Annotated in this window: 19 protein-coding genes; 12 read left to right on the top strand and 7 right to left on the bottom strand. The window is 74.0% G+C overall.

Annotated elements, in window-relative coordinates:
- Window positions 1-336 precede the first annotated feature (336 nt).
- Window positions 337-786, bottom strand: a complete 450-nt coding sequence (locus tag GA0070606_RS06070; RefSeq protein ID WP_091095828.1) for a hypothetical protein — start codon at window positions 784-786, stop codon at window positions 337-339.
- Between the two features lie 162 nt (window positions 787-948).
- Here GA0070606_RS06070 and GA0070606_RS06075 point away from each other — a divergent pair, with 162 nt between their 5' ends.
- On the top strand, window positions 949-1,326 hold the full coding sequence (locus tag GA0070606_RS06075) for a DUF6401 family natural product biosynthesis protein (RefSeq protein WP_091095830.1): 378 nt from the start codon (window positions 949-951) through the stop codon (window positions 1,324-1,326).
- An 88-nt stretch (window positions 1,327-1,414) separates the two neighbouring features.
- Here the strand turns inward: GA0070606_RS06075 and GA0070606_RS06080 are convergent, their stop codons facing one another.
- Complete coding sequence (locus GA0070606_RS06080) at window positions 1,415-2,281, bottom strand: mechanosensitive ion channel family protein (protein ID WP_091095833.1); 867 nt, start codon at window positions 2,279-2,281, stop codon at window positions 1,415-1,417.
- A gap of 189 nt (window positions 2,282-2,470) precedes the next feature.
- On the opposite strand from GA0070606_RS06080, the gene GA0070606_RS06085 reads away from it, so the two are divergent.
- The 3 genes from GA0070606_RS06085 to GA0070606_RS06095 all read left to right on the top strand — a co-directional run bounded on the left by GA0070606_RS06085 (window position 2,471) and on the right by GA0070606_RS06095 (window position 6,767).
- Window positions 2,471-4,594, top strand: a complete 2,124-nt coding sequence (locus GA0070606_RS06085; RefSeq protein WP_091095835.1) for an ATP-binding SpoIIE family protein phosphatase — start codon at window positions 2,471-2,473, stop codon at window positions 4,592-4,594.
- Between the two features lie 41 nt (window positions 4,595-4,635).
- Window positions 4,636-5,313: an HAD family hydrolase gene (locus GA0070606_RS06090; RefSeq protein ID WP_091095837.1), complete on the top strand. Its 678-nt coding sequence runs from the start codon at window positions 4,636-4,638 to the stop codon at window positions 5,311-5,313.
- A 164-nt stretch (window positions 5,314-5,477) separates the two neighbouring features.
- Complete coding sequence (locus tag GA0070606_RS06095; RefSeq protein WP_091107361.1) at window positions 5,478-6,767, top strand: cation:proton antiporter domain-containing protein; 1,290 nt, start codon at window positions 5,478-5,480, stop codon at window positions 6,765-6,767.
- A 132-nt stretch (window positions 6,768-6,899) separates the two neighbouring features.
- On the opposite strand, the gene GA0070606_RS06100 is transcribed toward GA0070606_RS06095, so the two are convergent.
- Window positions 6,900-7,835: an NAD(P)/FAD-dependent oxidoreductase gene (locus GA0070606_RS06100; protein WP_176737518.1), complete on the bottom strand. Its 936-nt coding sequence runs from the start codon at window positions 7,833-7,835 to the stop codon at window positions 6,900-6,902.
- A 201-nt stretch (window positions 7,836-8,036) separates the two neighbouring features.
- Here GA0070606_RS06100 and GA0070606_RS06105 point away from each other — a divergent pair, with 201 nt between their 5' ends.
- Complete coding sequence (locus tag GA0070606_RS06105) at window positions 8,037-8,255, top strand: DUF3072 domain-containing protein (protein ID WP_091095841.1); 219 nt, start codon at window positions 8,037-8,039, stop codon at window positions 8,253-8,255.
- Here the strand turns inward: GA0070606_RS06105 and GA0070606_RS06110 are convergent.
- Together GA0070606_RS06110 and GA0070606_RS06115 are read right to left on the bottom strand one after the other, a co-directional pair.
- Window positions 8,249-8,764, bottom strand: a complete 516-nt coding sequence (locus tag GA0070606_RS06110; protein ID WP_091095843.1) for a metallophosphoesterase family protein — start codon at window positions 8,762-8,764, stop codon at window positions 8,249-8,251. The two genes, GA0070606_RS06105 and GA0070606_RS06110, sit on opposite strands and share 7 nt — an antisense overlap.
- Window positions 8,765-8,879: 115 nt before the next feature.
- Entirely contained in the window at window positions 8,880-11,051 is a 2,172-nt protein-coding gene (locus GA0070606_RS06115) for a HelD family protein (protein ID WP_091095844.1), read from the bottom strand.
- A 714-nt stretch (window positions 11,052-11,765) separates the two neighbouring features.
- Between GA0070606_RS06115 and GA0070606_RS06120 the strand changes: the two genes are divergently transcribed.
- The 5 genes from GA0070606_RS06120 (at window position 11,766) to GA0070606_RS06140 (ending at window position 15,886) form a co-directional block, all read left to right on the top strand.
- Window positions 11,766-12,047: a hypothetical protein gene (locus GA0070606_RS06120; RefSeq protein WP_091095847.1), complete on the top strand. Its 282-nt coding sequence runs from the start codon at window positions 11,766-11,768 to the stop codon at window positions 12,045-12,047.
- A 128-nt stretch (window positions 12,048-12,175) separates the two neighbouring features.
- Entirely contained in the window at window positions 12,176-13,540 is a 1,365-nt protein-coding gene (locus GA0070606_RS06125; RefSeq protein WP_245724584.1) for a glycoside hydrolase family 6 protein, read from the top strand.
- Window positions 13,541-13,647: 107 nt separating this feature from the next.
- Complete coding sequence (locus GA0070606_RS06130) at window positions 13,648-14,235, top strand: YflT domain-containing protein (protein WP_091095850.1); 588 nt, start codon at window positions 13,648-13,650, stop codon at window positions 14,233-14,235.
- 172 nt (window positions 14,236-14,407) lie between these two features.
- On the top strand, window positions 14,408-14,890 hold the full coding sequence (locus GA0070606_RS06135; protein WP_091095852.1) for a MarR family winged helix-turn-helix transcriptional regulator: 483 nt from the start codon (window positions 14,408-14,410) through the stop codon (window positions 14,888-14,890).
- Window positions 14,891-14,899: 9 nt separating this feature from the next.
- Window positions 14,900-15,886 (top strand): pirin family protein, encoded by a 987-nt coding sequence (locus GA0070606_RS06140; protein ID WP_091095854.1) that lies wholly within the window; start codon window positions 14,900-14,902, stop codon window positions 15,884-15,886.
- Between the two features lie 66 nt (window positions 15,887-15,952).
- Here GA0070606_RS06140 and GA0070606_RS33670 read toward each other — a convergent pair whose 3' ends face one another.
- Complete coding sequence (locus GA0070606_RS33670; protein ID WP_281190601.1) at window positions 15,953-16,081, bottom strand: hypothetical protein; 129 nt, start codon at window positions 16,079-16,081, stop codon at window positions 15,953-15,955.
- A 141-nt stretch (window positions 16,082-16,222) separates the two neighbouring features.
- Here GA0070606_RS33670 and GA0070606_RS06145 point away from each other — a divergent pair, with 141 nt between their 5' ends.
- Window positions 16,223-17,812, top strand: a complete 1,590-nt coding sequence (locus GA0070606_RS06145) for a phospholipase D family protein (RefSeq protein ID WP_091095856.1) — start codon at window positions 16,223-16,225, stop codon at window positions 17,810-17,812.
- A 5-nt stretch (window positions 17,813-17,817) separates the two neighbouring features.
- On the opposite strand, the gene GA0070606_RS06150 is transcribed toward GA0070606_RS06145, so the two are convergent.
- The gene (locus GA0070606_RS06150) at window positions 17,818-18,546 is read right to left on the bottom strand and encodes an acetoacetate decarboxylase family protein (RefSeq protein ID WP_091107363.1); all 729 of its coding nucleotides are present in this window, start codon (window positions 18,544-18,546) and stop codon (window positions 17,818-17,820) included.
- A gap of 373 nt (window positions 18,547-18,919) precedes the next feature.
- On the opposite strand from GA0070606_RS06150, the gene GA0070606_RS06155 reads away from it, so the two are divergent.
- Window positions 18,920-19,747 carry a SigB/SigF/SigG family RNA polymerase sigma factor gene (locus GA0070606_RS06155; protein ID WP_091095858.1) on the top strand — a complete coding sequence of 276 codons (828 nt, stop codon included), beginning with the start codon at window positions 18,920-18,922 and terminating at the stop codon, window positions 19,745-19,747.
- The last annotated feature ends 1 nt before the right edge of the window (window position 19,748 follow it).

Raw genomic sequence — 19,748 nt, forward strand, 5'->3', positions numbered from 1 at the left:
CACGGGCCTGACCCTCGCACCAGCGTGGCCTGGACACCGCTTGATGTCACAGACGACTCAGCTCGACAGCGCCATACGAGCGCCCGCCGCCCCGCCAGCCGCCGCCCGATCCGCAGATACCTCCGGCCCGAACAGACCGAACGACCCGAACGACCCGAACAGCCCGAACGACCCGAACAGCCCGAACAGGACCCAAACAGGCCGGACGGCACGAGGCGGTCCAGGGCGGTTCCAGGGCGGTTCCAGGGCAGCCCGAACGGCACGGAACGGCCGAACGGCGCGGGGGCTCCGCGCGGCCCGGGACGATCCGCGGCCCGAGGGCGACGCGAGGGCCCGTCAGCGCAGCTCGTCGGGGCGCGCCTCGTGGCCGGGGTGGCCTCGGGTGCGCCGCCGCTCCTTCATCTCGGCCTCGTAGAGGTGCCGCCGGCCGCCGACCAGCTCTTCCCGGGCGGCCCGGTCGAGGTCGCGGAAGAGGGCGTAATACCCGTCGTCGAAGTCCTCGACGATCTGGAACGTCCACCGGCCCGCGATCACGTTGCGTCCCAGCAGCTCGGCGTCGATGCGCTCGGCGATGTGCGGGTGCCCGGCGGCGCGGAACATCTCCACCGCGTCGTCGAGCATCAGGTCGGCGTGCCCGACCAGTTGGTGCAGCGAGTAGAGGTGACCGCGGACCCGCTCGACGCACTCCAGCGCCTCGCTGAGCTTGCCGAGCGCGGCCACCGTCTCGTCGCTGACTCCGGCGGGCCGACGGTGCCCTTCGTCCGGTCCGTCCACGTCCTGTCCCATCCGTTCCTCCGCGGTGTCGGCTGCGCCCCTGCGGGCGGTTCTCCTCCTGCCCCGCCCGCCTCGGACCAATCCTGACGGGCCGGGTTGACCGATCGGTGGAGGACCAAAAACCCGCGACCGGCCGAGGTCGGCCCGGGGTTCGGCCGGATAGCCTCGTTCCCCATGCGTGTGCCGTTCAACCGGGTCGAGGCCCGTTCCGCCGCCAGTTCGGCGCGAGCCACCCTGGCCCTGCTGTCCACCTCGGTCGGCACCGGAGGGCTCGCCGCCGCCGCCGCGTCGCCGGGGCTGCTCGCCCTGGTCGACCAGCACGCCGCCGCGGTACGGGAGAGCCTGGACGGCGACCGGCGGCCGCTGAGCGCCGCCGCGCTCGCGGGCTACGCGGAGGGCGTCCGCGCCGCCGCGCTGGAGCACGGCTGGCAGCCGCCGGGGGCGCCGGTCGACTGGTCCGAGCCGGACTGGCTGCTCACCCGTCTGCTCGCGGTCTGCGCGCTGGCCCGCTCGCTGGGCACCCCGGTGCCGGGCCCGCTCCCCCGCGTCTGATCCGAGTCGCCGCCGGGGTCCCCCGGCACGACGGAGGGGCGCCCGCCGACTCGCGGACACCCCTCCGGGCTCGCCGTCACCGGCGCGGTCAGCGGCGGAACTGCTGGGTCTCGTCGCTGACGTTCCCCGACTGGTAGGTGCCGCGCCCGGCCGTCGTCGCGGACTCCTGCCCGCGCGGCATGACCTCGGTGCGCTCGGCGGCCGTCCGGTCGGCCATCTGCCGACCGACGTCCATCTGGCCGGCCTCCCGGGCCCGGCGGTGCTCCTGCACCGCCCGCGACTCCTCGGCCATCCGGTTCAGCCAGCCGTCCCAGCGGCTCTGCATCGGCTTCACCAGACCACCGCCGACACCGACGATCAGGATGCCGGCCACCGTGGCGAGCACCGCGATCAGCACCGGAGTCGTCACCGTGGTGGCGATGCCCACCTGGTTCAGCGCGGCGATCACGCCCAGCGCGATGATGAAGACCGCCGCCAGATCGGCAAGGACCTTGCCGTACGAGAGACCGCCCAACGCCCCGGTGACCAGATCCCGGACGGCGCTGGCGATCGCCGCGGCCACGACGATGATGACGATCGCCACGAAGGCGCGCGGCAGCCAGGCGACCACGCCGCTGATCAGGTCACTGATCGCGTTGGGTCCCCACACCCCGAAGGCGAACTGCAGGGTGAACAGCAGCACGGTGTAGTACGCCAGTTTCGCCAGGATGTCGCTGGCGTCGTACTTGGTGCGTTCCAGCGCGCGCTTGATGCCGCCCCGTTCCACCGCCCTGTCGAAGTTGACCCGTTCCAGCGCCGCGTCGACGATCTTCAACACGGCTCTGGCGATGAGCCATCCGACCACGAGGATCGCGATGAACGCGATGGCCCGCGGTATGAACAGCAGCACCGACCTCCACATGTCGGCCACGGCGTCGCCGATGTCGACCTGCCTGACCGCGAGGGTTTCCGGCATGATGTCCCTCCTGTCGCATGGACTGCGCCGCGCGCTTACCCGGTCACCGACGCGGCACGCCGTACCGGTCCCCGACTTTTTCCCGACATGGCATGGCAGACCAGCCCTGACCTGCCCGAACGTTCGCCGCCCGCGACGCGCGGGGCATGATCGGAAACAGGTGCCGGGCGGTCCGGTTAGGCTGCGGTCATGCCAGGAACGGTCGGACGGGTCCCCAACCCCCCAGCCCCGGTGTCGGGAGCGCCCGCCGCCTCGGGCGCGGCGGCCGCCGTCCTCGGCCACCACTGGGCCGGCACTCCGCTGGGCCCGTGGCACTCGTGGGACCCGGCGGTCCGGGCGGCGGCCGAGATGATCCTCGCCTCGCCCGTGCCGATGGCCCTCACCCTGGGCGACGACCACCTGCTGCTCTACAACGACGGGTACGCGGAGCTGATCGGCGACCGGCACCCGGGCGCGGTGGGCCGGCCGGCCGCCGAGGTGTTCCCGGAGATCTGGCCGATGCCCGGTGTCGGCGACGCCGTCGAGCGCACCTACCGCTCCGGCGAGCCGTTCCTGGAACGGGAGTCGACCCTTCCCCTGCACCGCCGGCCCGGCCTGGTCGAGCAGGCCGTCTTCACCCGGGGCCACTCCGCCGTGCGGGACGGCGCCGGGCGGATCGTGGGCGTGCTGACGGTGGCCGCCGAGACCGCCCAGGTGACCCAGCAGTTGCAGAGCCTCAGCGACTTCGCCGCCGCGCTCGCCGGCACCCTCACCCTGGACGACGTGGCCCGGGTCGCGCTGCGCTACGCGATCACCACGTTCGACGCCGACCGCGTCTCGTTCGGGGTGGACGAGGGCGGCGGCTGGCGGATGGTCCGGCGGGTACGCGGCGAACTGATGGACGAGGCCGACGAGCGGCTCCCGCCGCTGTGGCGGCGTATCGCGTCGGACGGGGCGGATCCTGTCGTGTCGGCCGCCCGCGCCGGCGCGCCGCTCTTCGTCGACGACGGGCAGCCGCTGCGGGAGTTCGCGGTGGACCGGCACGACCAGAAGATCAGGGCGCTGGCCGCGGTCCCGCTGCGGGCGTCGGTGGTCCGGGGCGGCCTGGCCGTCGGCTACCAGGTCCCGCGTCCGTGGTCGGCCGCCCAGCGGGCGCTGCTCGCGGCGGCGGCCGAGCTGGTCGGCCAGGCCGCCGAGCGGGCCCGCCGGTTCGAGACCCAGCACGGTACGGCCCAACTCCTGCAACGCAGCATGCTGCCGGCGCACCTGCCGGACCTGCCGTGGATGCGCATCGCCGCCCGCTACGACCCGGGCGTCGACGGCAACGCCGCCGGTGGCGACTTCTACGACGCCTTCCTGCTGCCCACGGGCGGGCTGGGCATCGTGCTCGGCGACGTCGCGGGCCACGACGTGCAGGCCGCGGCCCGGATGGGGCAGGTCCGTGCCGCGCTGCGCGCGCTGGCGTTGTCGGATCCGCGCCCCGACGCCGTCCTGGCCGGGCTCGACCGGCTGGTCACCAGCCTCGGCGCCGAGGGCGGCACGCACGAGCTCTTCGTGACCGTGGTCTTCGGGGTGGTCGACGCCGAGCGGCAGCAGCTCACCCTGGCCAGCGCCGGGCACCCCGCCCCGCTGGTCCGCCGGTGCGCTCCTGACGGCCAGCCGGTCGCCGCGTACGTCGACGTGCCCGCCGGCGCCCCGTTGGGCCTGGGCTGCCGGCCGCCCACCACGACGGTCCGCTTCGCCCCCGGCGACACGCTGCTGCTGTTCAGCGACGGCGTGGTGGAGCGGCGGCGGCAGGGGCTGACGGCGGGGCTGGACGCGCTGGCCGCGGCGGTGGCCGGCGCGAGCAGCGGCGACCCGCGTGCGCTGTGCGCGGTCGCCACCGCGGCGGTGCCCGGCGCCACCGAGGACGACGTCGCGGTGCTGGCGGTCGAGTACGCGGAGCGGCCGAGCCGGTCGGCGAGCATGGAGGTGCCGGCGGAGCCGACCGCGCCGAGCCGGGTGCGACACTGGATGACCGGGCAGCTCACCGAGTGGCAGGTGCCCGAGTCGGTCGTCGGCGCGGCGGTGCTCTGCACCAGCGAGCTGACCACCAACGCGCTGCTGCACGCGGGCACCGCCGCCCGGGTGGAGATCGACCTCAGCCCGGAGCGGTTGCTGGTCTCGGTCGCCGACTCGGGCACCCGGGGGACGGTCACCCGGGCGCAGACCGACACGCTGAGCAGCCGGGGTCGGGGGCTCGGGCTGATCGAGGAGCTGAGCGACGCCTGGGGGACCGACCCGACCGTGCGGGGTTCGACGGTCTGGTTCGAGATCCTGATGCCGTCCGAGTGACGGGCGGCGTCAGCCCGCCCGGTAACGGGTAGGGGTAGACCATGACCACCGAACAGCCCGCCGGTGTCCTCTTCGACGTGGACGGCACCCTGGTCGACACCACATATCTCCACACCGTGAGCTGGTGGGAGGCGCTGCGCCAGACCGACCGGCACGTGCCGATGGCGGAGATCCACCGCGCCATCGGGATGGGTTCCGACAAGCTGCTCGACCACCTGCTCGGCCCGGAGCGGGACCGGGGCGCCGACGGGAAGCTGCGGGACGCCCACGACGCGCTCTTCGCGGAGTACTGGGAGCGGCTGGTCCCGCTGCACCGCGCGGCGGACCTGCTGCGGGCCTGCGCGGAGCGGGGGCTGCGGGTGGTGCTGGCCACCTCGGCCGCCGAACACGAGGTGAGCGCCCTGCGCCGGGCGCTGGACGCCGACGACGTGATCGACACCGTCACCTCCTCGGCGGACGCGCGGCAGAGCAAGCCGGCGCCGGACATCCTGGTGGCCGCGCTGGAGCAGTCCGGGCTGGCCGCCGAGCGGGTGGTCTTCGTCGGCGACTCGGTCTGGGACGTCGCGGCCGCCGGCAAGCTGGACATCCCCTGCGTCGGGCTGACCTGCGGCGGCACCAGCCGGGGCGAGCTGGCCGGGGCCGGCGCGGTGGCCGTCTACGACGACCCCGCCGCGCTGCTGGCCGCCCTCGCCGACTCACCGATCACCACCGGACGGTGAGGGCCGCCCCACCGTTCGCCACCGCAGGGCGCGGGCCCTCCGCGTCGGCCGTTCGTGGTGCGGGTTCAGGAAGTCGAAGCAGACAGGAATACGAAAAGTCCTCCGGGGGCAAGGACTGACTCCGCCTGCCCGCACGCCGTGGGCGAAGCGGAGAGGTGGTGAGCGTGGAGCCGGTGGACGTGGCGTTCGCGGTGGTCGGCCTGGGGGCGCTGCTGGCGGGGATCCTCCCGCGGGTGCTCGAACGCCGTCCGCTGTCCATGCCGATCGCCTTCCTGGGCCTCGGCATGCTGGTCTTCGTCCTGCCGGTCGGGCTGCCGAACCCCGACCCCCTCGCGTACCCGGACATCGCCACGCACCTCACCGAGATCGGTGTGATCGTCGCGCTGATGGGTGCGGGTCTGAAGATCGACCGGCCGCTGAGCTGGGCCCGCTGGTCGTCGACGTGGCGGCTGCTGGCGATCGCGATGCCGGTGTGCATCGCCGCGGTCGCGCTGCTCGGCTGGTGGTGGGCCGGGCTGGTGCCGGCCGCCGCGCTGCTGCTGGGGGCGGCCCTCGCGCCCACCGACCCGGTGCTCGCCGCCGACGTGCAGGTCGGGGAGCCCAGCGACGTGGAGGACTCCGAGGACGAGGTCCGCTTCGCACTGACCTCGGAGGCGGGGCTGAACGACGGGCTGGCCTTCCCCTTCGTGTACGCGGCCATCGCCATCGCCACGACCAGCCTGGCCCCCGGCGACTGGCTGGGCCGCTGGTTCGCCGTCGACGTGCTGTGGAAGGTCGCCGCCGGGGTGGCGGGCGGCTGGCTGGTCGGCTGGCTGCTGGGCAAGCTGTTCTTCCGCGCACCGAGCGAGCTGCGGCTGGCCCGGCACGCCGAGGGCTTCCTCGCGCTCGCCGCGACCTTCCTGGCGTACGGGCTGGTGGAGGTCGTCGGCGGGTACGGCTTCCTGGCGGTCTTCGTCGCGGCCCGGGCGATCCGGGCCGCCGAGCGCACCCACGAGTTCCACTCCGTGCTGCACGACTTCGCCGAGCAGATCGAGCGTCTGCTCACCGTCATGCTGCTGCTGCTCTTCGGCGGCGCCGTGGTGGGTGGCCTGCTGGGCCCGCTGACGTGGCCGGCCGCCGCGGTCGGGCTGGCGCTGGTCTTCGTGGTCCGGCCGCTGGTCGGCCGGCTGGCCCTCGTCGGCGCGCCGGGCCGGCCCGCCGAGCACTGGGTGATCGCTTTCTTCGGCATCCGCGGCGTCGGCTCGTTCTTCTACCTCGCGTACGCCACGGCGAAGACCGACTTCCCGCAGGCGGACCTGATCTGGGCGACCGTCGGCCTCGTGGTGATCGTCTCGGTGGTGGTGCACGGCGTCGCGGCGACCCCGGTGATGCAACTGCTGGACCGCCGGGGCGACCGCACGGCCGATCCGTCGGAGGAGGGCCGGGCCGGCGAGCCGGTCGGCGCGACGAGCTGACGGACCGGCGACGGGCCGGTCGCCGGGCCGGGCCGGGCCGGGGGCGGCCGGCCAGGGCCGGGGGCGGCCGGCCAGGGCCGGGCGGAGCGGTGGCGGGCCGGGCGGAGCGGCGGCGGAAACGGGCGACGACCGTCAGGTCAGGCGGGCGACCAGGGCGCGACCGAGGTCCCGGCCGGAGCGCCAGGCGCTCTGCACCCGGGGCCTGCCGAAGGCGTCCCCGGCCAGCCCGACGCCGTCGGCGTCCAGGTGGTGCGTCCCGACCGGGCCGGCCGTCGGCTTCGCGTACGTCCAGCGGTGCACGTGCACGTGCTCCGCCCGGTCGGGCAGCCCCAGCAGGTCCCGGACGGCCTGCTCGATCGCCGGCCCGGCGCCGGTGGGCTGCGCGAGGTGGCCGGCGGCGAACTCGGGCGTGGTGTGCGCGACCAGCACCGGCGCGCCGTCGCCGCGCCGGTCGCCGTCGTCGCAGACCAGGGCAAGCAGGGGGTGGTCGTTGACGAACGCGCCCCGGAAGGCGGCCCACCGGCGGGCCGGGAAGCGCAGCACCCCGGTCAGCGACGGCGACCACCGCTGGCCCTGGACGACCCGGGTGGCGGCGGCCAGGGCCGGGTCGAGCAGGAGGGCCGCCTGCGGGCCCGGCATGGCCAGCGCCACCGCCTCGCACGGCCGCCCGTCCACCACCGGCCCGGGCTCGACGCCGAGCACGAGCCGGTCGACGGTCACCGGCAGTTCCCGGGCCAGGTGCTCGACCAGCGACCGAAGGCCCCGGGGCGCCGCCCAGCGCATCGGGCCGGGCACGTCGCGCCGGCCGTCGGGACCGTACGCGACGAACGTGTCGGTCCACTCCCGGGCCAGCCCGGCCGCCCGCCAGCCCTCGACGACCGCGGCGAAGTCCGGGTCGTCGACGGTGAGGTAGGCGGCGCCGGTGTCGGCGGGCCGGCCGTCGAAGCGTCTGCTGGCCATCCGGCCGCCGGCCACCCGGGCGCGTTCCCGGATCTCCACCGGTACGCCCGCGCGGGCCAGTTCCGCCGCGCACGCCACCCCGGCGATCCCGGCGCCGACCACCACCACACCCGCCCGGCCCGTACTCATCCGGTGATCGTATGCGCCCGCCGCCCGGGGTCCGGTGGAGTGCGACCCGGGCATGTCGGCGCGGCGGCAGGCCCCGTCGGCTCGGGTGGGCCCCCTCGGTTGCGGGCGACGATCCGCGCGAGATCCGCATCATCCGCCTCCCAACGGGGTATTGGCACGTCTGTTCGATGGAAGGTGGAGATGATGACGGACCGCGACAGCAACCGCGCCAACCCGCAGGGCGCGATCAAGGATCCCGACGAGTGGGTCACCGGCGAGGAGCCGCCGACCGCCGCGCAGGAGTCCTACCTGGCGACGCTGGCCCGCGAGGCGGGCGAGGAACCGCCGGAGGGGCTGACGAAGGCCGAGGCGTCCAAGCGGATCGACGAGCTCCAGGAGGAGACCGGCCGCGGTCAGTGACCCGGCGAGCGGCGCGGCGGCAGGCGGTGCAGCTCGACCTCGTCGAGCCGTCCCGCCGCCACCCGCGCCGTGAGGAAGGTGGCGTACGGCTGGGCGCGCCGGTCGGTCGGCGACCCCGGGTTGAGCAGGCGCGGGCCGCCGGGGGCCACGGTGTCCCAGGGGATGTGCGAGTGGCCGAAGACCAGCAGGTCGGTGTCGGGGAAGCGGGCCGCACAGCGCTCCTCACGCCGGGTCTTCGGCCCGGTCTCGTGCACGACCGCGACCCGCAGCCCGTCGAGTTCCACCCGGGCGACCTCCGGCAGCCGGGCGCGAAGCGCCGGCCCGTCGTTGTTGCCGTACACGCCGACGAGACGGCGCGCCCGGGCGGCGAGGGCGTCGAGCAGGGCCTCGTCCACCCAGTCCCCCGCGTGCAGCACCACGTCGGCGGCGTCGATCGCCGCCCAGAGCGGCTCGGGCAGGTCCTTGGCCCGCGGCGGCACGTGGGTGTCGGCGGTGATCACCAGGCGCATCGTCCGAGACTATCCGCGACGGCGGCCCACCCCTGCCCACCTTCGGGCAGAGCGGTCCTCGTTCGGAGGGGCGCGCCCGGCGCCCGCAGATCACGTCCACGGGGTGTGGCGGTCGCTACGTGAGCACCATCTGCCCGAGTTCCTGGGTGCAACGGGTGAGCGCGACGTAGAGGCCGTTCCAGCCGCGCGGTTCAGCGGTGATGCCCTGGGGGTCGACGAGCAGCGTCGCGTCCCATTCCAGTCCCTTGGACTGGGTCGCGGTGAGCACCGGCACATCGCTCAGCACGGCCTGGAGCTCGGCGACGCGGTCGGCGGGGGCGATGACGCCGACCGTCCCGCCGGGCCACCGTTGCCGCAGCTGTCGCACCGCCCGGGCGGCGGCGCCGGCGAGCTCGGCGGGGGTGACCGTGAGCGCCCAGGGGGCGGTGCCGGAGGAGCGTACCGCCCGTGGCGGCGCGTTGTGGCTGCCCGCTTCCTTCAGTACGGGTGCGGTGAGCTCCATGACCTCACGCGGGGTCCGGTAGCAGATGGTCAGTTCCGCGGCGGTCCAGCGATCCCCGAAAGCGGCCCGCACCGCTTGGGCCCAGCTGGTGTGCCGGTGCGCCGCCTCCGCCTGGTCGATGTCGCCCACGGCGGTGATGGAGCGACTGGGGCAGCGCCGCAGGACCATCTGCCACTGCATCTCGGAGAGCTCCTGCGCCTCGTCGACGACGACGTGGCCGTACACCCAGCCGCGCTGCCGGCGGGCGTGGTCGGCGACGAATTCGCCCTGTGGTCGCGGGGCGTCGACCTCGCCGAGCAGGTCGGCGAGGGCGTCGAGCAGGGGAATGTCGCTCGATGCCCACGGGGCGGGCTCGGCCGAGACGGCGGCGATCTCCTCCGGGGACAGTTGCGGGGCGATCCGGGCCAGCAGGGCGCGGTCGGTCAGGAGACCACGCAGCAGGGTTCCGGCGTCGAGGGTGGGCCACCACGCCTCGACGAACCGGGCGATGGTGGCGTTCCCGGCGATCCGGGTGCGGAGGTCTTCGATCTCCTCCTCGGAGAGCAGCCCGTCGACGTCGCTGCCGGTGGACGTCCGGGCGGCGCGGGGGTCGTGCCCCATGCTCCTGTCGACGCGGGCGAGGATGTCCTCGAAGCCCTCCTCCATCTCGTTCATCAGCGCCTCGCGCTGCTCGGCGACGGCCTCGGCGAGGAGGTGGTGCAGCTGCTCGGCGAACGCCGCGCGGGCGCGGTGGTACGGGCGTCCCTGCACGGCCGAGGCGAGCGCCTGCGCCACTGTCTCGGCCGCGATGACGTGGAACTCGCCCTCCCAGCGCAGCTTCAGCTCGCGAGGCCGGGGAAGCAACGACGCGACGTAGCGCTCGAGCGCGCGCTGCCAGAGGGCGCGGCCCTTGATCTCGGCGACAACCCGGCTCTCGTCGCGGCCCACGCGGATGCCGGGCAGCAGCGTGTCGCAGGTCGCCGAGACGACGGCGGTCTCACCGAGCGCGGGCAGCACCTGGCCGATGTACTGGAGGAACCGCGGCGAGGGGCCGAGGACCAGGACCGCCTGGTCGGCCATCTTCCGGTGGGTGAACAGCAGGAAGGCGACGCGGTGCAGGGCGACCACGGTCTTGCCGGTGCCGGGGCCGCCCTGAACGATCAGCGGGCCCGTCGCCTCGGCCCGGATGATGTCGTCCTGTTCGCGTTGCAGCGTGGAGATCGCCGTCGACATGACACCGGTGCGCCGCTCGTCGAGGGCGGCCAGCAGGGCACCCTCCCCGACGAGTTCCGCCGTCATGGTCCCGTCCAGCGGCTCGTCGTCCACGCCGACGACGACCGGTCCCGTCGTGCGTATGTGCCGGCGCCGCGCCTGACCCTGCGGGTCGACGGCCGTCGCGGTGTAGAACGGCCGAGCCGCTGGTGCGCGCCAGTCCACCAGCAGTGGCTCGCTCTCCTCGCCGTCGTCGCGGAGACCGACCCGGCCGATGTGTCGCACGGTGCCGTCGAGGCCGTCGAGGCGGCCGAACACCAGCCCTTCCCGTGCTCGCCGCAGCTCTTCGTACTGCTGACGGAGCATGCGCTGCCGGGCCTGTTCCAACGCGTCCAGGGCGTCTGACGAGAGCTCGGCCTGCAGGTGGTCGGCGAGCCTGTCGCGCCGAGCGGTGGCCGAGTCGAGGAACTCCTGTTCCTCGTCGATCGCGGATCGGCGCGCGGCGTCCGCCGCAGCAGAGGCCGGCCGCTTGCCGCCCGGTGGTGTTTCGCTGACGCCAGCAGTGCCGTTGTTCAGAGCAGAAGTCCGGCGCATTCGCAAATCCTCGCATTGGCGCTTCGCCTCGGCCCCGGACGGGCCACAGGCATTCCGGCGGCAAGCATAGAGACAGTTTTTCTCGTCGGACAGGAATCCTGCCGGCGGAGATGGTGGTCTCAATTCCTTGCAGTTCCCGGGCGCCTGTGGCTCTCCCAATCTTGATTCACCTATTGACAGTTCAATCCTTGCCTGATCTGAGTGCCGACGGTGGCACCGGGTCCTCGTGCGGGCGTGAGGCGCCGAACGCCTCGACACCCTGGCTGCCCGCAGCAAACTCCAAGTTGGAGGTCGAGTTGGCGGAGTGGTGCGGCGGAGCCGTACCACCACACAGGCGAGCAGCCCGAGGGCGGCCAGCGCGAAGACCGTGTTGCCCGATGAGGTCCACGTTCGCGGGCGCTGGGAACTCGGCGGTTGAGGGAAGCCGTGCCAGGCGTAGGTGATTAGGCAGGCAGCGCCCAAGGCGAACCTGTGCCAGTGTCCCCAGCCTGCGCGCCGGGACCAGGCCAAAATGAGCAGCGTCATCGCGGCGTAGAGCGAGAGGTAGAAGCAGGCCGTGATCCACGCGGGCACGACGGACTCCAGCCTGATCCCTACCATGGCGAGCAGGGTGGGGAGCCAGAACGCCAGCCCGGCCGCGATGGTGGTCGCGAAGACGGTCCGCGGGCTGGGCGCCGTGGCCGAGGGCTGAAAGTCAGTCCCGCCTCAGTCTCCATGGCCGTGGGCTACCTGACCCGGCAGGGGCTGATCAGGCGCGAGCGTGATCCGCAGCGACGGCGCGACATCTACGTGGTCGACGACGACGCCTGGTACCGCTCGGCGGTGATCAGCTCGCGGCAGACGCTCGCGGCGGCGGAGATCACGAAGGAGGCCGGGCAGACGCTCGGGCTCGACACACCCGTGGGACGCCGCCTGGCCAGGGGCGGCGCCTTCCTGGAGCGGATCAGTCTGGACGCTCTGGCGTCGGCCGAACGCTGGCGCGACCTCCTGCCGTGAACAGACCGCCGGGCGCCCCGGCCCGGTCCCCCCTGCCGGAACTCTTCACAGCGCCCCGTCGGCGACGTAGTTTGACGACGATGCATGGGAGCGCTTCCAGCGGCGCTCCTCGATGGATTGGAGTTCCCGTGAGAAGCAGACCGGCACTTGTCGCGGCGGCCGCCGCCGCGACGCTGACCGTCGCCGCCACCGTCGCCGTCGGCATCGTCCGCGCGCCCGCCGCGGTCGCCGCCGACTCGGCGTTCTACGTCGACCCGGCCACGGCCGCCGCGGCCTGGGTGGCCGCCAACCCGGGCGACCCCCGCGCCGCCGTGATCCGGGACCGGATCGCGAGCGTGCCGCAGGGTCGCTGGTTCACCCGGACCAACACCTCGACCGTACGCGCCGAGGTGGACGCACTGGTCGGGGCTGCCGCCGCGGCCGGCAGGATCCCGATCCTGGTGGTCTACAACATCCCCAACCGCGACTGCAGCGGCGCGAGCGGCGGCGGGGCCCCCGACCACGCCACCTACCGGCAGTGGGTCGACCAGGTCGCGGCCGGTCTCGCCGGGCGCCCCGCCACCATCGTCCTGGAGCCGGACGTGCTGCCGCTGATGACGAGCTGCCAGAACGCGGCCCAGCAGGCCGAGACGAAGGCGTCCATGGCGTACGCGGGCAAGCGGCTCAAGGCGGGCTCGTCGTCGGCGAAGGTCTACTTCGACACCGGGCACTCGGCCTGGCTCTCCCCCGCCGAGGCCGCCGCCCGGCTCGTCGGGGCGGACATCGCCAACAGCGCGGACGGGATCTCGCTGAACGTCTCGAACTACCGGCGCACCGCGGACGAGGTCGCCTACGCCAAGCAGGTGATCGCGGCGACCGGGGTGTCCCGGCTCAAGGCGGTCGTCGACACCAGCCGAAACGGCAACGGGCCGGCCGGCTCCGAGTGGTGCGACCCGGCCGGACGGGCGATCGGCACCCCGAGCACCACGGCCACCGGCGACCCGGCGATCGACGCGTACCTGTGGGTGAAGCTGCCCGGCGAGGCCGACGGCTGCATCGCGCCCGCCGGCCAGTTCGTGCCGCAGCGGGCGTACGACCTGGCGATGGCCGCCGGCCCCGTGCCGACGACCGCCCCGCCGACCAGCGCACCGCCCACGACGACCCCGCCGACCAGCGCACCGCCGAGCACTCCCCCGCCGGTCGGCGGCTGTGCCGTCGCGTACACCGCGAACTCGTGGTCGGGCGGCTTCACGGCCGAGCTGCGGGTGACCAACCGGGGCGCGCCCCTCACCGGCTGGACCCTCACGTTCGCTCCCGGCCCGGGCGTGCGGCTGACCAACGGCTGGAACGGCGACTGGAGCCAGTCGGGCGACCTGATCACCGTCCGCAACGCCGCGTGGAACGCCAGCCTCCCCACGGGCGGCACGACCTCCGTGGGCTTCCAGGGCACCTGGTCCGGCGGCACCCTGCCCACCCCGACGGGCTACACCCTGAACGGCACCCCCTGCTCCTGACCCGTCGCCACGCCCGCCGCCTGCGCTCAGGCGGCGGGCCCGGGCCTCCGTTCGGCGTTACCCGGGGGCGGCGGCGGGAACGCGGGCGGTTGACGAAGGAGGCGCTGATGAGCACACCGTCGAGTGGGACCTCGGGCTGGCGGCCCGGCATGCCTGGGGGCGACACCCTCCCGTCCGGTCCCGCCGGCCGGCCGGCCGCCCATGCCGGCGACGGGAACGGCCCGGAGATGGGCCCGCCCACCGTGACGATCGGGTCGTACCCGGACTATCCGTCCGCCCAGCGGGTGGTGGACCACCTGGCGGACAACCGCTTCCCGGTGGAGCACACCGCCATCGTCGGCACGAACCTGACCCTGGTCGAGACGGTGCTCGGCCGGATGACCACCGGCCGGGCGGCGCTGGTGGGCGCCGGCACGGGCGCCTGGTTCGGGCTCTTCATCGGGCTGCTGTTCGGCATCTTCACCGCGGGCAACAACTGGGTCGCGGTGATCCTGGTGGCCCTCGTGGTCGGCGCGATCTGGGGCGCCGTGTTCGGCGCGGTCGCGCACGCGATGACCGGCGGCCGGCGCGACTTCACCTCGGCGAGTTCGCTGCGCGCCGGCCAGTACGCGGTCATCGTCGACGCGCAGTTCGCCGAGCAGGCCCGGCAGATGATCGGCCGCATGCACCTGACCGCCTCGCCGCAGAACCGGTGAACGTCGCCCGGGGCGCCGCTGGCCGACAGCCGGCGCCCCGGTGCGGGCGCGGTCCGGGTCCGCCGCGCCGCCCGGCCACGGCCCTTCAAAGCTGCACGGCACACCCCCCGGATTCCGGTAAGCACGCTCACAACCGTGTAGTTAAATTTTGAAACAGTGCTACTGTCGTGGCGTGACCGAGAGCCTGGACGCCCCCCGACTCGCCGCCTGGCGCGCCTACATCGAGGCCAGCCAGCGGCTGTTCACGCGGCTGGAGGAGGACCTGCGCGCCGACAGCGCGCTCAGCTTCGCCGACTACCACGTGCTCGTCCTGCTCTCCGAGGCACCGGGCCAGCGGCTGCGGATGGGCGAGCTGGCGAGCCGGCTGGTCTTCTCCCCGAGCCGCCTGACGTACCAGATCTCCACCATGCGGCGGCGCGGCCTGGTCGCCCGGGAGGCCTGTCCCGACGACCGCCGCGGCAGTGAGGCCGTGCTCACCGCCGCCGGGCTGCTCGCGCTGCGCGAGGCCGCCCCGCACCACCTGCGATCGGTGCGCGCCCATCTGATGGACGACCTCGACGACGCCGAGGTCGCCTGCCTCACCCGGATCTTCGAGCGGCTCGGCCGGCGCCTGCGCGCGGACCGCGACGCGTCGACCCCCCACCCCGACAACTGAGGAGCCCCGATGCCCGCCATCACCGTCGACGACGTGCTCGTCCTGCCGCGCCTGCCCCGGCTCGACGAGTCCACCACGTTCCGGCCGGTCCGCCGGCTGAGCACCGCCCCGAGCGGTTTCGAGGGCGAGGGCTTCCCGGTCCGCCGGGCCTTCGCCGGCGTGCCGCTGAGCGAGCTGGACCCGTTCATCCACCTGGACCAGATGGGCGAGGTGGACTACGCGCCGGGCGAGCCGAGGGGCACGGCCTGGCACCCGCACCGCGGCTTCGAGACGGTGACCTACATGATCGACGGGATCATGGACCACCAGGACTCGCAGGGCGGTGGCGGCACGATCACCAACGGCGACACCCAGTGGATGACGGCCGGCAGCGGCCTGCTGCACATCGAGGCGCCGCCGGAGCAGCTCGTCATGAGCGGTGGGCTGTTCCACGGCACCCAGCTCTGGGTCAACCTGCCCCGGGTGGCCAAGATGAACCCGCCCCGCTACCAGGACATCCGCGGCCGGGAGGCCGCGCTGCTCACCACGCCGGACGGCGGCGCGCTGATCCGGGTCATCGCCGGCGAGGTCGCCGGGCACCGGGGGCCGGGCTCGACCCACACCCCGATCACCATCACCCACGTGACGGTGCAGCCGGGCGCCCGCGTCGACCTGCCGTGGCGGCCGGACTTCAACGCGCTGGTCTACGTGCTGGGCGGTCGCGGCACGGTCGGCGTCGACGGGCGGCCGGTGCGCACCGGCCAGCTCGCCGTGCACGGCCCGGGCGACGCGCTGACCTTCGCGGCGGACGCCCGCCAGGACAGCCACACCCCGGCGCTGGACCTCTACATCATGGGCGGCGAGCCGATCCGGGAGCCGGTGGCGCACTACGGCCCGTTCGTCATGAACACCCGCGACGAGCTGCTGAAGGCGTTCGAGGACTTCCAGGCCGGCCGGCTCGGCGTCGTCCCGGCCGAGCGGCTGCCGCACACGGGCGGCCAGGGGCCGCGACCCTGACGCGGGCGCACACGGTGGCGCCCCGGTACGCACACCGGGGCGCCGCCCGCGCGTCGCGGCTGGTGGTCAGGAGACGGCGAAGATGCCGGCGACGCCCAGGATCACCATGAGCAACACCGCCACCAGCGCACCCCGCTCGCTCTCCACCGCCTGCTCGCGGTACTCGGTCACGGAGTTCGTCGTCTCGCCGGGCATGGTGTTGCCTCCTCGGTTTCCTCGCGTCGTTTCGGGCGGTGTCGGGGGTCGACCGACCGGTCACCGGCGCGCCGGTCGGGATGCGGACCCGCGACGGGGGTCCTACCGTGAGGACGTTGTCGACCTCGGGGGGCTGGAGCGATGGGACCGCACGACTGGTTCCTCAGCGCGCGGGAACGCGCCAACCCGGTGTCAGAGTTACCCGTCTGGACCAGCGGAAACCTTGCCGAGCCGTTAATTCACGGCGCCGCGTACTTCGACCGGCTGGTCGACGAGGTGGAGGCGCTGGAGGCGGGCGACCACCTCTTCTTCACCGACTGGCGGGGCGACCCCGACCAGCTCCTGCGCCCCGGCGGGCCGACGGTGGCGCAGCTCTTCGCGCGGGCCGCCCAGCGCGGGGTGGTGGTCAAGGGCCTGATCTGGCGCTCCCACCTCGACGCCCTGGCCTACAGCGAGGAGGAGAACCGCGACCTCAGCGAGACGATCTCCGCCGCCGGCGGCGAGGTCCTGCTCGACCAGCGGGTGCGCCGGGGCGGCTCGCACCACCAGAAGCTGGTGGTGCTGCGCCACCCGCGGGCGTCGGAACGGGACGTGGCCTTCGCCGGTGGCATCGACCTGTGCCACAGCCGCCGCGACGACGGCGGGCACCGGGGCGACCGGCAGGCCGTGCGGATGTCCGCCCGCTACGGGGAGCACCCGCCCTGGCACGACGTGCAGCTCGCCGTGCGGGGGCCGGTCGTGGGCGCGCTGGACACCGCCTTCCGCGAACGGTGGAACGATCCGATGCCGCTGGACTCGGAGAATCCGCTGGCGTACCTGCGGGACCGGCTGCGCGGCGCGGACCTGCGCCCCGACCCGCTGCCCGACCAGCCGGCCGATCCGCCGCCCTGCGGCCCGCACCACGTGCAGGTGCTGCGCACCTATCCGGCGGTGCGTCCCCGCTACTCCTTCGCCCCCGACGGCGAGCGCACCGTGGCCCGGGGCTACACCAAGGCGGTCCGCCGCGCCCGCCGGCTGATCTACCTGGAGGACCAGTACCTCTGGTCGACCGAGGTGGCCGACCTGTTCGCCCGCGCGCTGCGGGAGAACCCCGACCTGCACCTGGTCGCCGTCGTCCCGCGCTACCCGGACGTGGACGGCCGGCTCGCGCTGCCGCCGAACTCCGTCGGCCGCGAGCAGGCGCTGTCGCTGTGCGAGCGGGCGGCGCCGGACCGGGTGCACATCTTCGACGTGGAGAACCACGCCGGCACACCGGTCTACGTGCACGCCAAGGTGTGCGTGGTCGACGACGTCTGGGCCAGCGTCGGCAGCGACAACTTCAACCGCCGGTCCTGGACCCACGACAGCGAGCTCTCCTGCGCCGTGCTGGACGACACCCGGGACGGCCGGACTCCGACCGACCCGGCCGGGCTCGGCGACGGGGCCCGGGTCTTCGCCCGGGAGTTGCGCCTGCGGCTGTGGCGCGAGCACCTGGACCGGGACCCCGACAGCGCGGAGGACGCCGACCTCGTCGACCCGGCCGACGCGGTCGCGGCGATCACCGCCGCCGCCGAGGCGCTGCGGCGGTGGCACGACTCCGGGCGGGTCGGCCCACGGCCGCCGGGCCGGTTGCTGCCGCACCGGCCGGAACGCCTGCCCTGGTACACCCGGCTCTGGGCGCTGCCGGCGTACCGACTGGTCTACGACCCCGACGGCCGACCGCTGCGGGCGCGCCGCGCCGGCACCTGGTGAGGCGGCTACGCCGGCACGGAGACGGCGCCGATGCGGGCGGCCGCCGGCACGGCCGCCCCGGCGTCGGCATGCACGGCGAGGCCGCCCGGGTAGGCGAACGAGGCGCGCGGGGAGTAGAAGCCGAAGCCGATCGTGAGCGGATTCTCCGGCCGTAGCGCGTAGATCGGGTGCCCCCGGTCCAGGAACTCCACCGACTCGATCACGAACGGGTCGACCGGCTCGGCGACGAACGGGTACACGGCGCTGAGCAACTGCCCGCCCAGGGCGGTGAAGTAGCGGTGGTGGCCGCTGGCGATGGTCGGGCCCGTCTCCCCGACCTGGCAGCGCGCGCGGATCAGGGGCGCGCCGCCGATCGCCGTCTCGGCGACCAGGTTCCCGCCCTCGCGTTCGATGTCGGTGTGGCCGACGACGGCGGGCGCGCCGCGCGCGGCGGCGTAGTCGCGGATCCGCTCGCTGGAGGTCACGTAGTGGGTCCACCAGCCGCCCGGGCTGCACCCGTCGGGGGCGTCGACCCCGGTCAGGCACACCCCGAGGTAGGTCAGCGAGTAGGCGCCGAAGCCCGAGGTCTGGCTCGCGTCGTCGACGACGTACTGGTTCATGAAGACCTGGCCGTCCGGGTGCGGGGTCAGCCCGGGCGGGACCAGCGCCGCCACCGCCTCCGGATCCGCCGGCAGCCAGCTGAAGAACAGCGCTCGGCTGTTCAAAACGAGGTGGGGAGCGGCGGGATCGAGCACGGCACCTCCGAAGGGATGTACCCGCACGCTACGGCCGGTCTCGTACACGGGACAACGACGGAAAGCCGACATTGACACACCTGTCATCCGCGCCCGACGGGCCGCCCGGCGGGGCCCGCGGACCCTACGGACGCATCCATGTCGATGTCCGGCCGATGCCCAGGTGACCGTACGCCCCAGGTAAGCCGGCTCACAATCCGAAGGCGTTTGGTCCGCATTGCCGCATACATGGTTCAAATTCCGTTAAGTACATCGTACTTTCGGCTGGATTTCGTCGGGCCGATCGGGCTAAGGTGACTCCCGAACGGACATCTGAAGCTAAACCAAAGCGTCACGTCTTTCATCCGCGGACGAGGTGCAGGGAGGACCACCCATGACCGCGCCAACGATCAGCGAGCGGGCGACCACAGCGACGGCGGGCCCCACCGAGAAGCTCGACCCGCGGGCGCTCACCGACAGCGCCGCCGACCTGCTCAACGCGATGGCCGCGCTGCCGGCCGACCACCCGTCCCGCGCCGCCCTGCGCGACCGGGCGATCGAGGCCTGGCTGCCGCTCGCCAACCACCTCGCCCACCGCTACAGCGGCCGCGGCGAGCCCACCGACGACCTGGCCCAGACCGCCGCCGTCGGCCTGATCAAGGCGATCGACAAGTTCGACCCCTCGCGCGGCGTCGACTTCGCCGGCTACGCCATCCCGACCATCATCGGCGAGCTGAAGCGGCACTTCCGCGACCGCACCTGGGACATCCGGGTGCCGCGCCGCCTCCAGGAGCTGCGCCTGGCCATCTCCGACGCCAACAGCTCGCTGCTGCAGACCCTCGGCCGCTCGCCGACGGTCGCCGACATCGCCGCCCACCTCAAGCTCACCGAGGAAGAGGTCCTGGAGGGCCTGGAGGGCGCCCGGGCCTACAACGCGGTCTCGCTCTCCACCCCCACCGGTGACGGCGACCGCGCGACGGAGCTGGGCGACATGCTCGGCGGCGAGGACGGCGAGTTCGAGCTGGCCGAGCTGCGGGTCGCCCTCGGCCCCGCGCTGGCCACCCTCGACGAGCGGGAGCAGAAGATCCTCACGCTGCGGTTCTACGGCAACCTGACGCAGTCGCAGATCGCCGAGCAGATCGGCGTCTCGCAGATGCACGTCTCCCGGCTGCTGGCCCGCGCGCTGACCAAGCTGCGGGGGCAGCTCGACGGCACGTACTAGG

This window comes from Micromonospora citrea (genome assembly GCF_900090315.1).
In the GTDB taxonomy this organism is placed as follows: Bacteria; Actinomycetota; Actinomycetes; order Mycobacteriales; family Micromonosporaceae; genus Micromonospora; species Micromonospora citrea.

Coding starts and splice junctions, on each gene's coding strand:
- GA0070606_RS06070 (WP_091095828.1), bottom strand. CDS start 786: ATGGGACAGGACGTGGACGGACCGGACGAAGGGCACCGTCGGCCCGCC.
- GA0070606_RS06075 (WP_091095830.1), top strand. CDS start 949: ATGCGTGTGCCGTTCAACCGGGTCGAGGCCCGTTCCGCCGCCAGTTCG.
- GA0070606_RS06080 (WP_091095833.1), bottom strand. CDS start 2,281: ATGCCGGAAACCCTCGCGGTCAGGCAGGTCGACATCGGCGACGCCGTG.
- GA0070606_RS06085 (WP_091095835.1), top strand. CDS start 2,471: ATGCCAGGAACGGTCGGACGGGTCCCCAACCCCCCAGCCCCGGTGTCG.
- GA0070606_RS06090 (WP_091095837.1), top strand. CDS start 4,636: ATGACCACCGAACAGCCCGCCGGTGTCCTCTTCGACGTGGACGGCACC.
- GA0070606_RS06105 (WP_091095841.1), top strand. CDS start 8,037: ATGATGACGGACCGCGACAGCAACCGCGCCAACCCGCAGGGCGCGATC.
- GA0070606_RS06110 (WP_091095843.1), bottom strand. CDS start 8,764: ATGCGCCTGGTGATCACCGCCGACACCCACGTGCCGCCGCGGGCCAAG.
- GA0070606_RS06115 (WP_091095844.1), bottom strand. CDS start 11,051: ATGCGCCGGACTTCTGCTCTGAACAACGGCACTGCTGGCGTCAGCGAA.
- GA0070606_RS06120 (WP_091095847.1), top strand. CDS start 11,766: ATGGCCGTGGGCTACCTGACCCGGCAGGGGCTGATCAGGCGCGAGCGT.
- GA0070606_RS06130 (WP_091095850.1), top strand. CDS start 13,648: ATGAGCACACCGTCGAGTGGGACCTCGGGCTGGCGGCCCGGCATGCCT.
- GA0070606_RS06140 (WP_091095854.1), top strand. CDS start 14,900: ATGCCCGCCATCACCGTCGACGACGTGCTCGTCCTGCCGCGCCTGCCC.
- GA0070606_RS33670 (WP_281190601.1), bottom strand. CDS start 16,081: ATGCCCGGCGAGACGACGAACTCCGTGACCGAGTACCGCGAGCAGGCG.
- GA0070606_RS06145 (WP_091095856.1), top strand. CDS start 16,223: ATGGGACCGCACGACTGGTTCCTCAGCGCGCGGGAACGCGCCAACCCG.
- GA0070606_RS06155 (WP_091095858.1), top strand. CDS start 18,920: ATGACCGCGCCAACGATCAGCGAGCGGGCGACCACAGCGACGGCGGGC.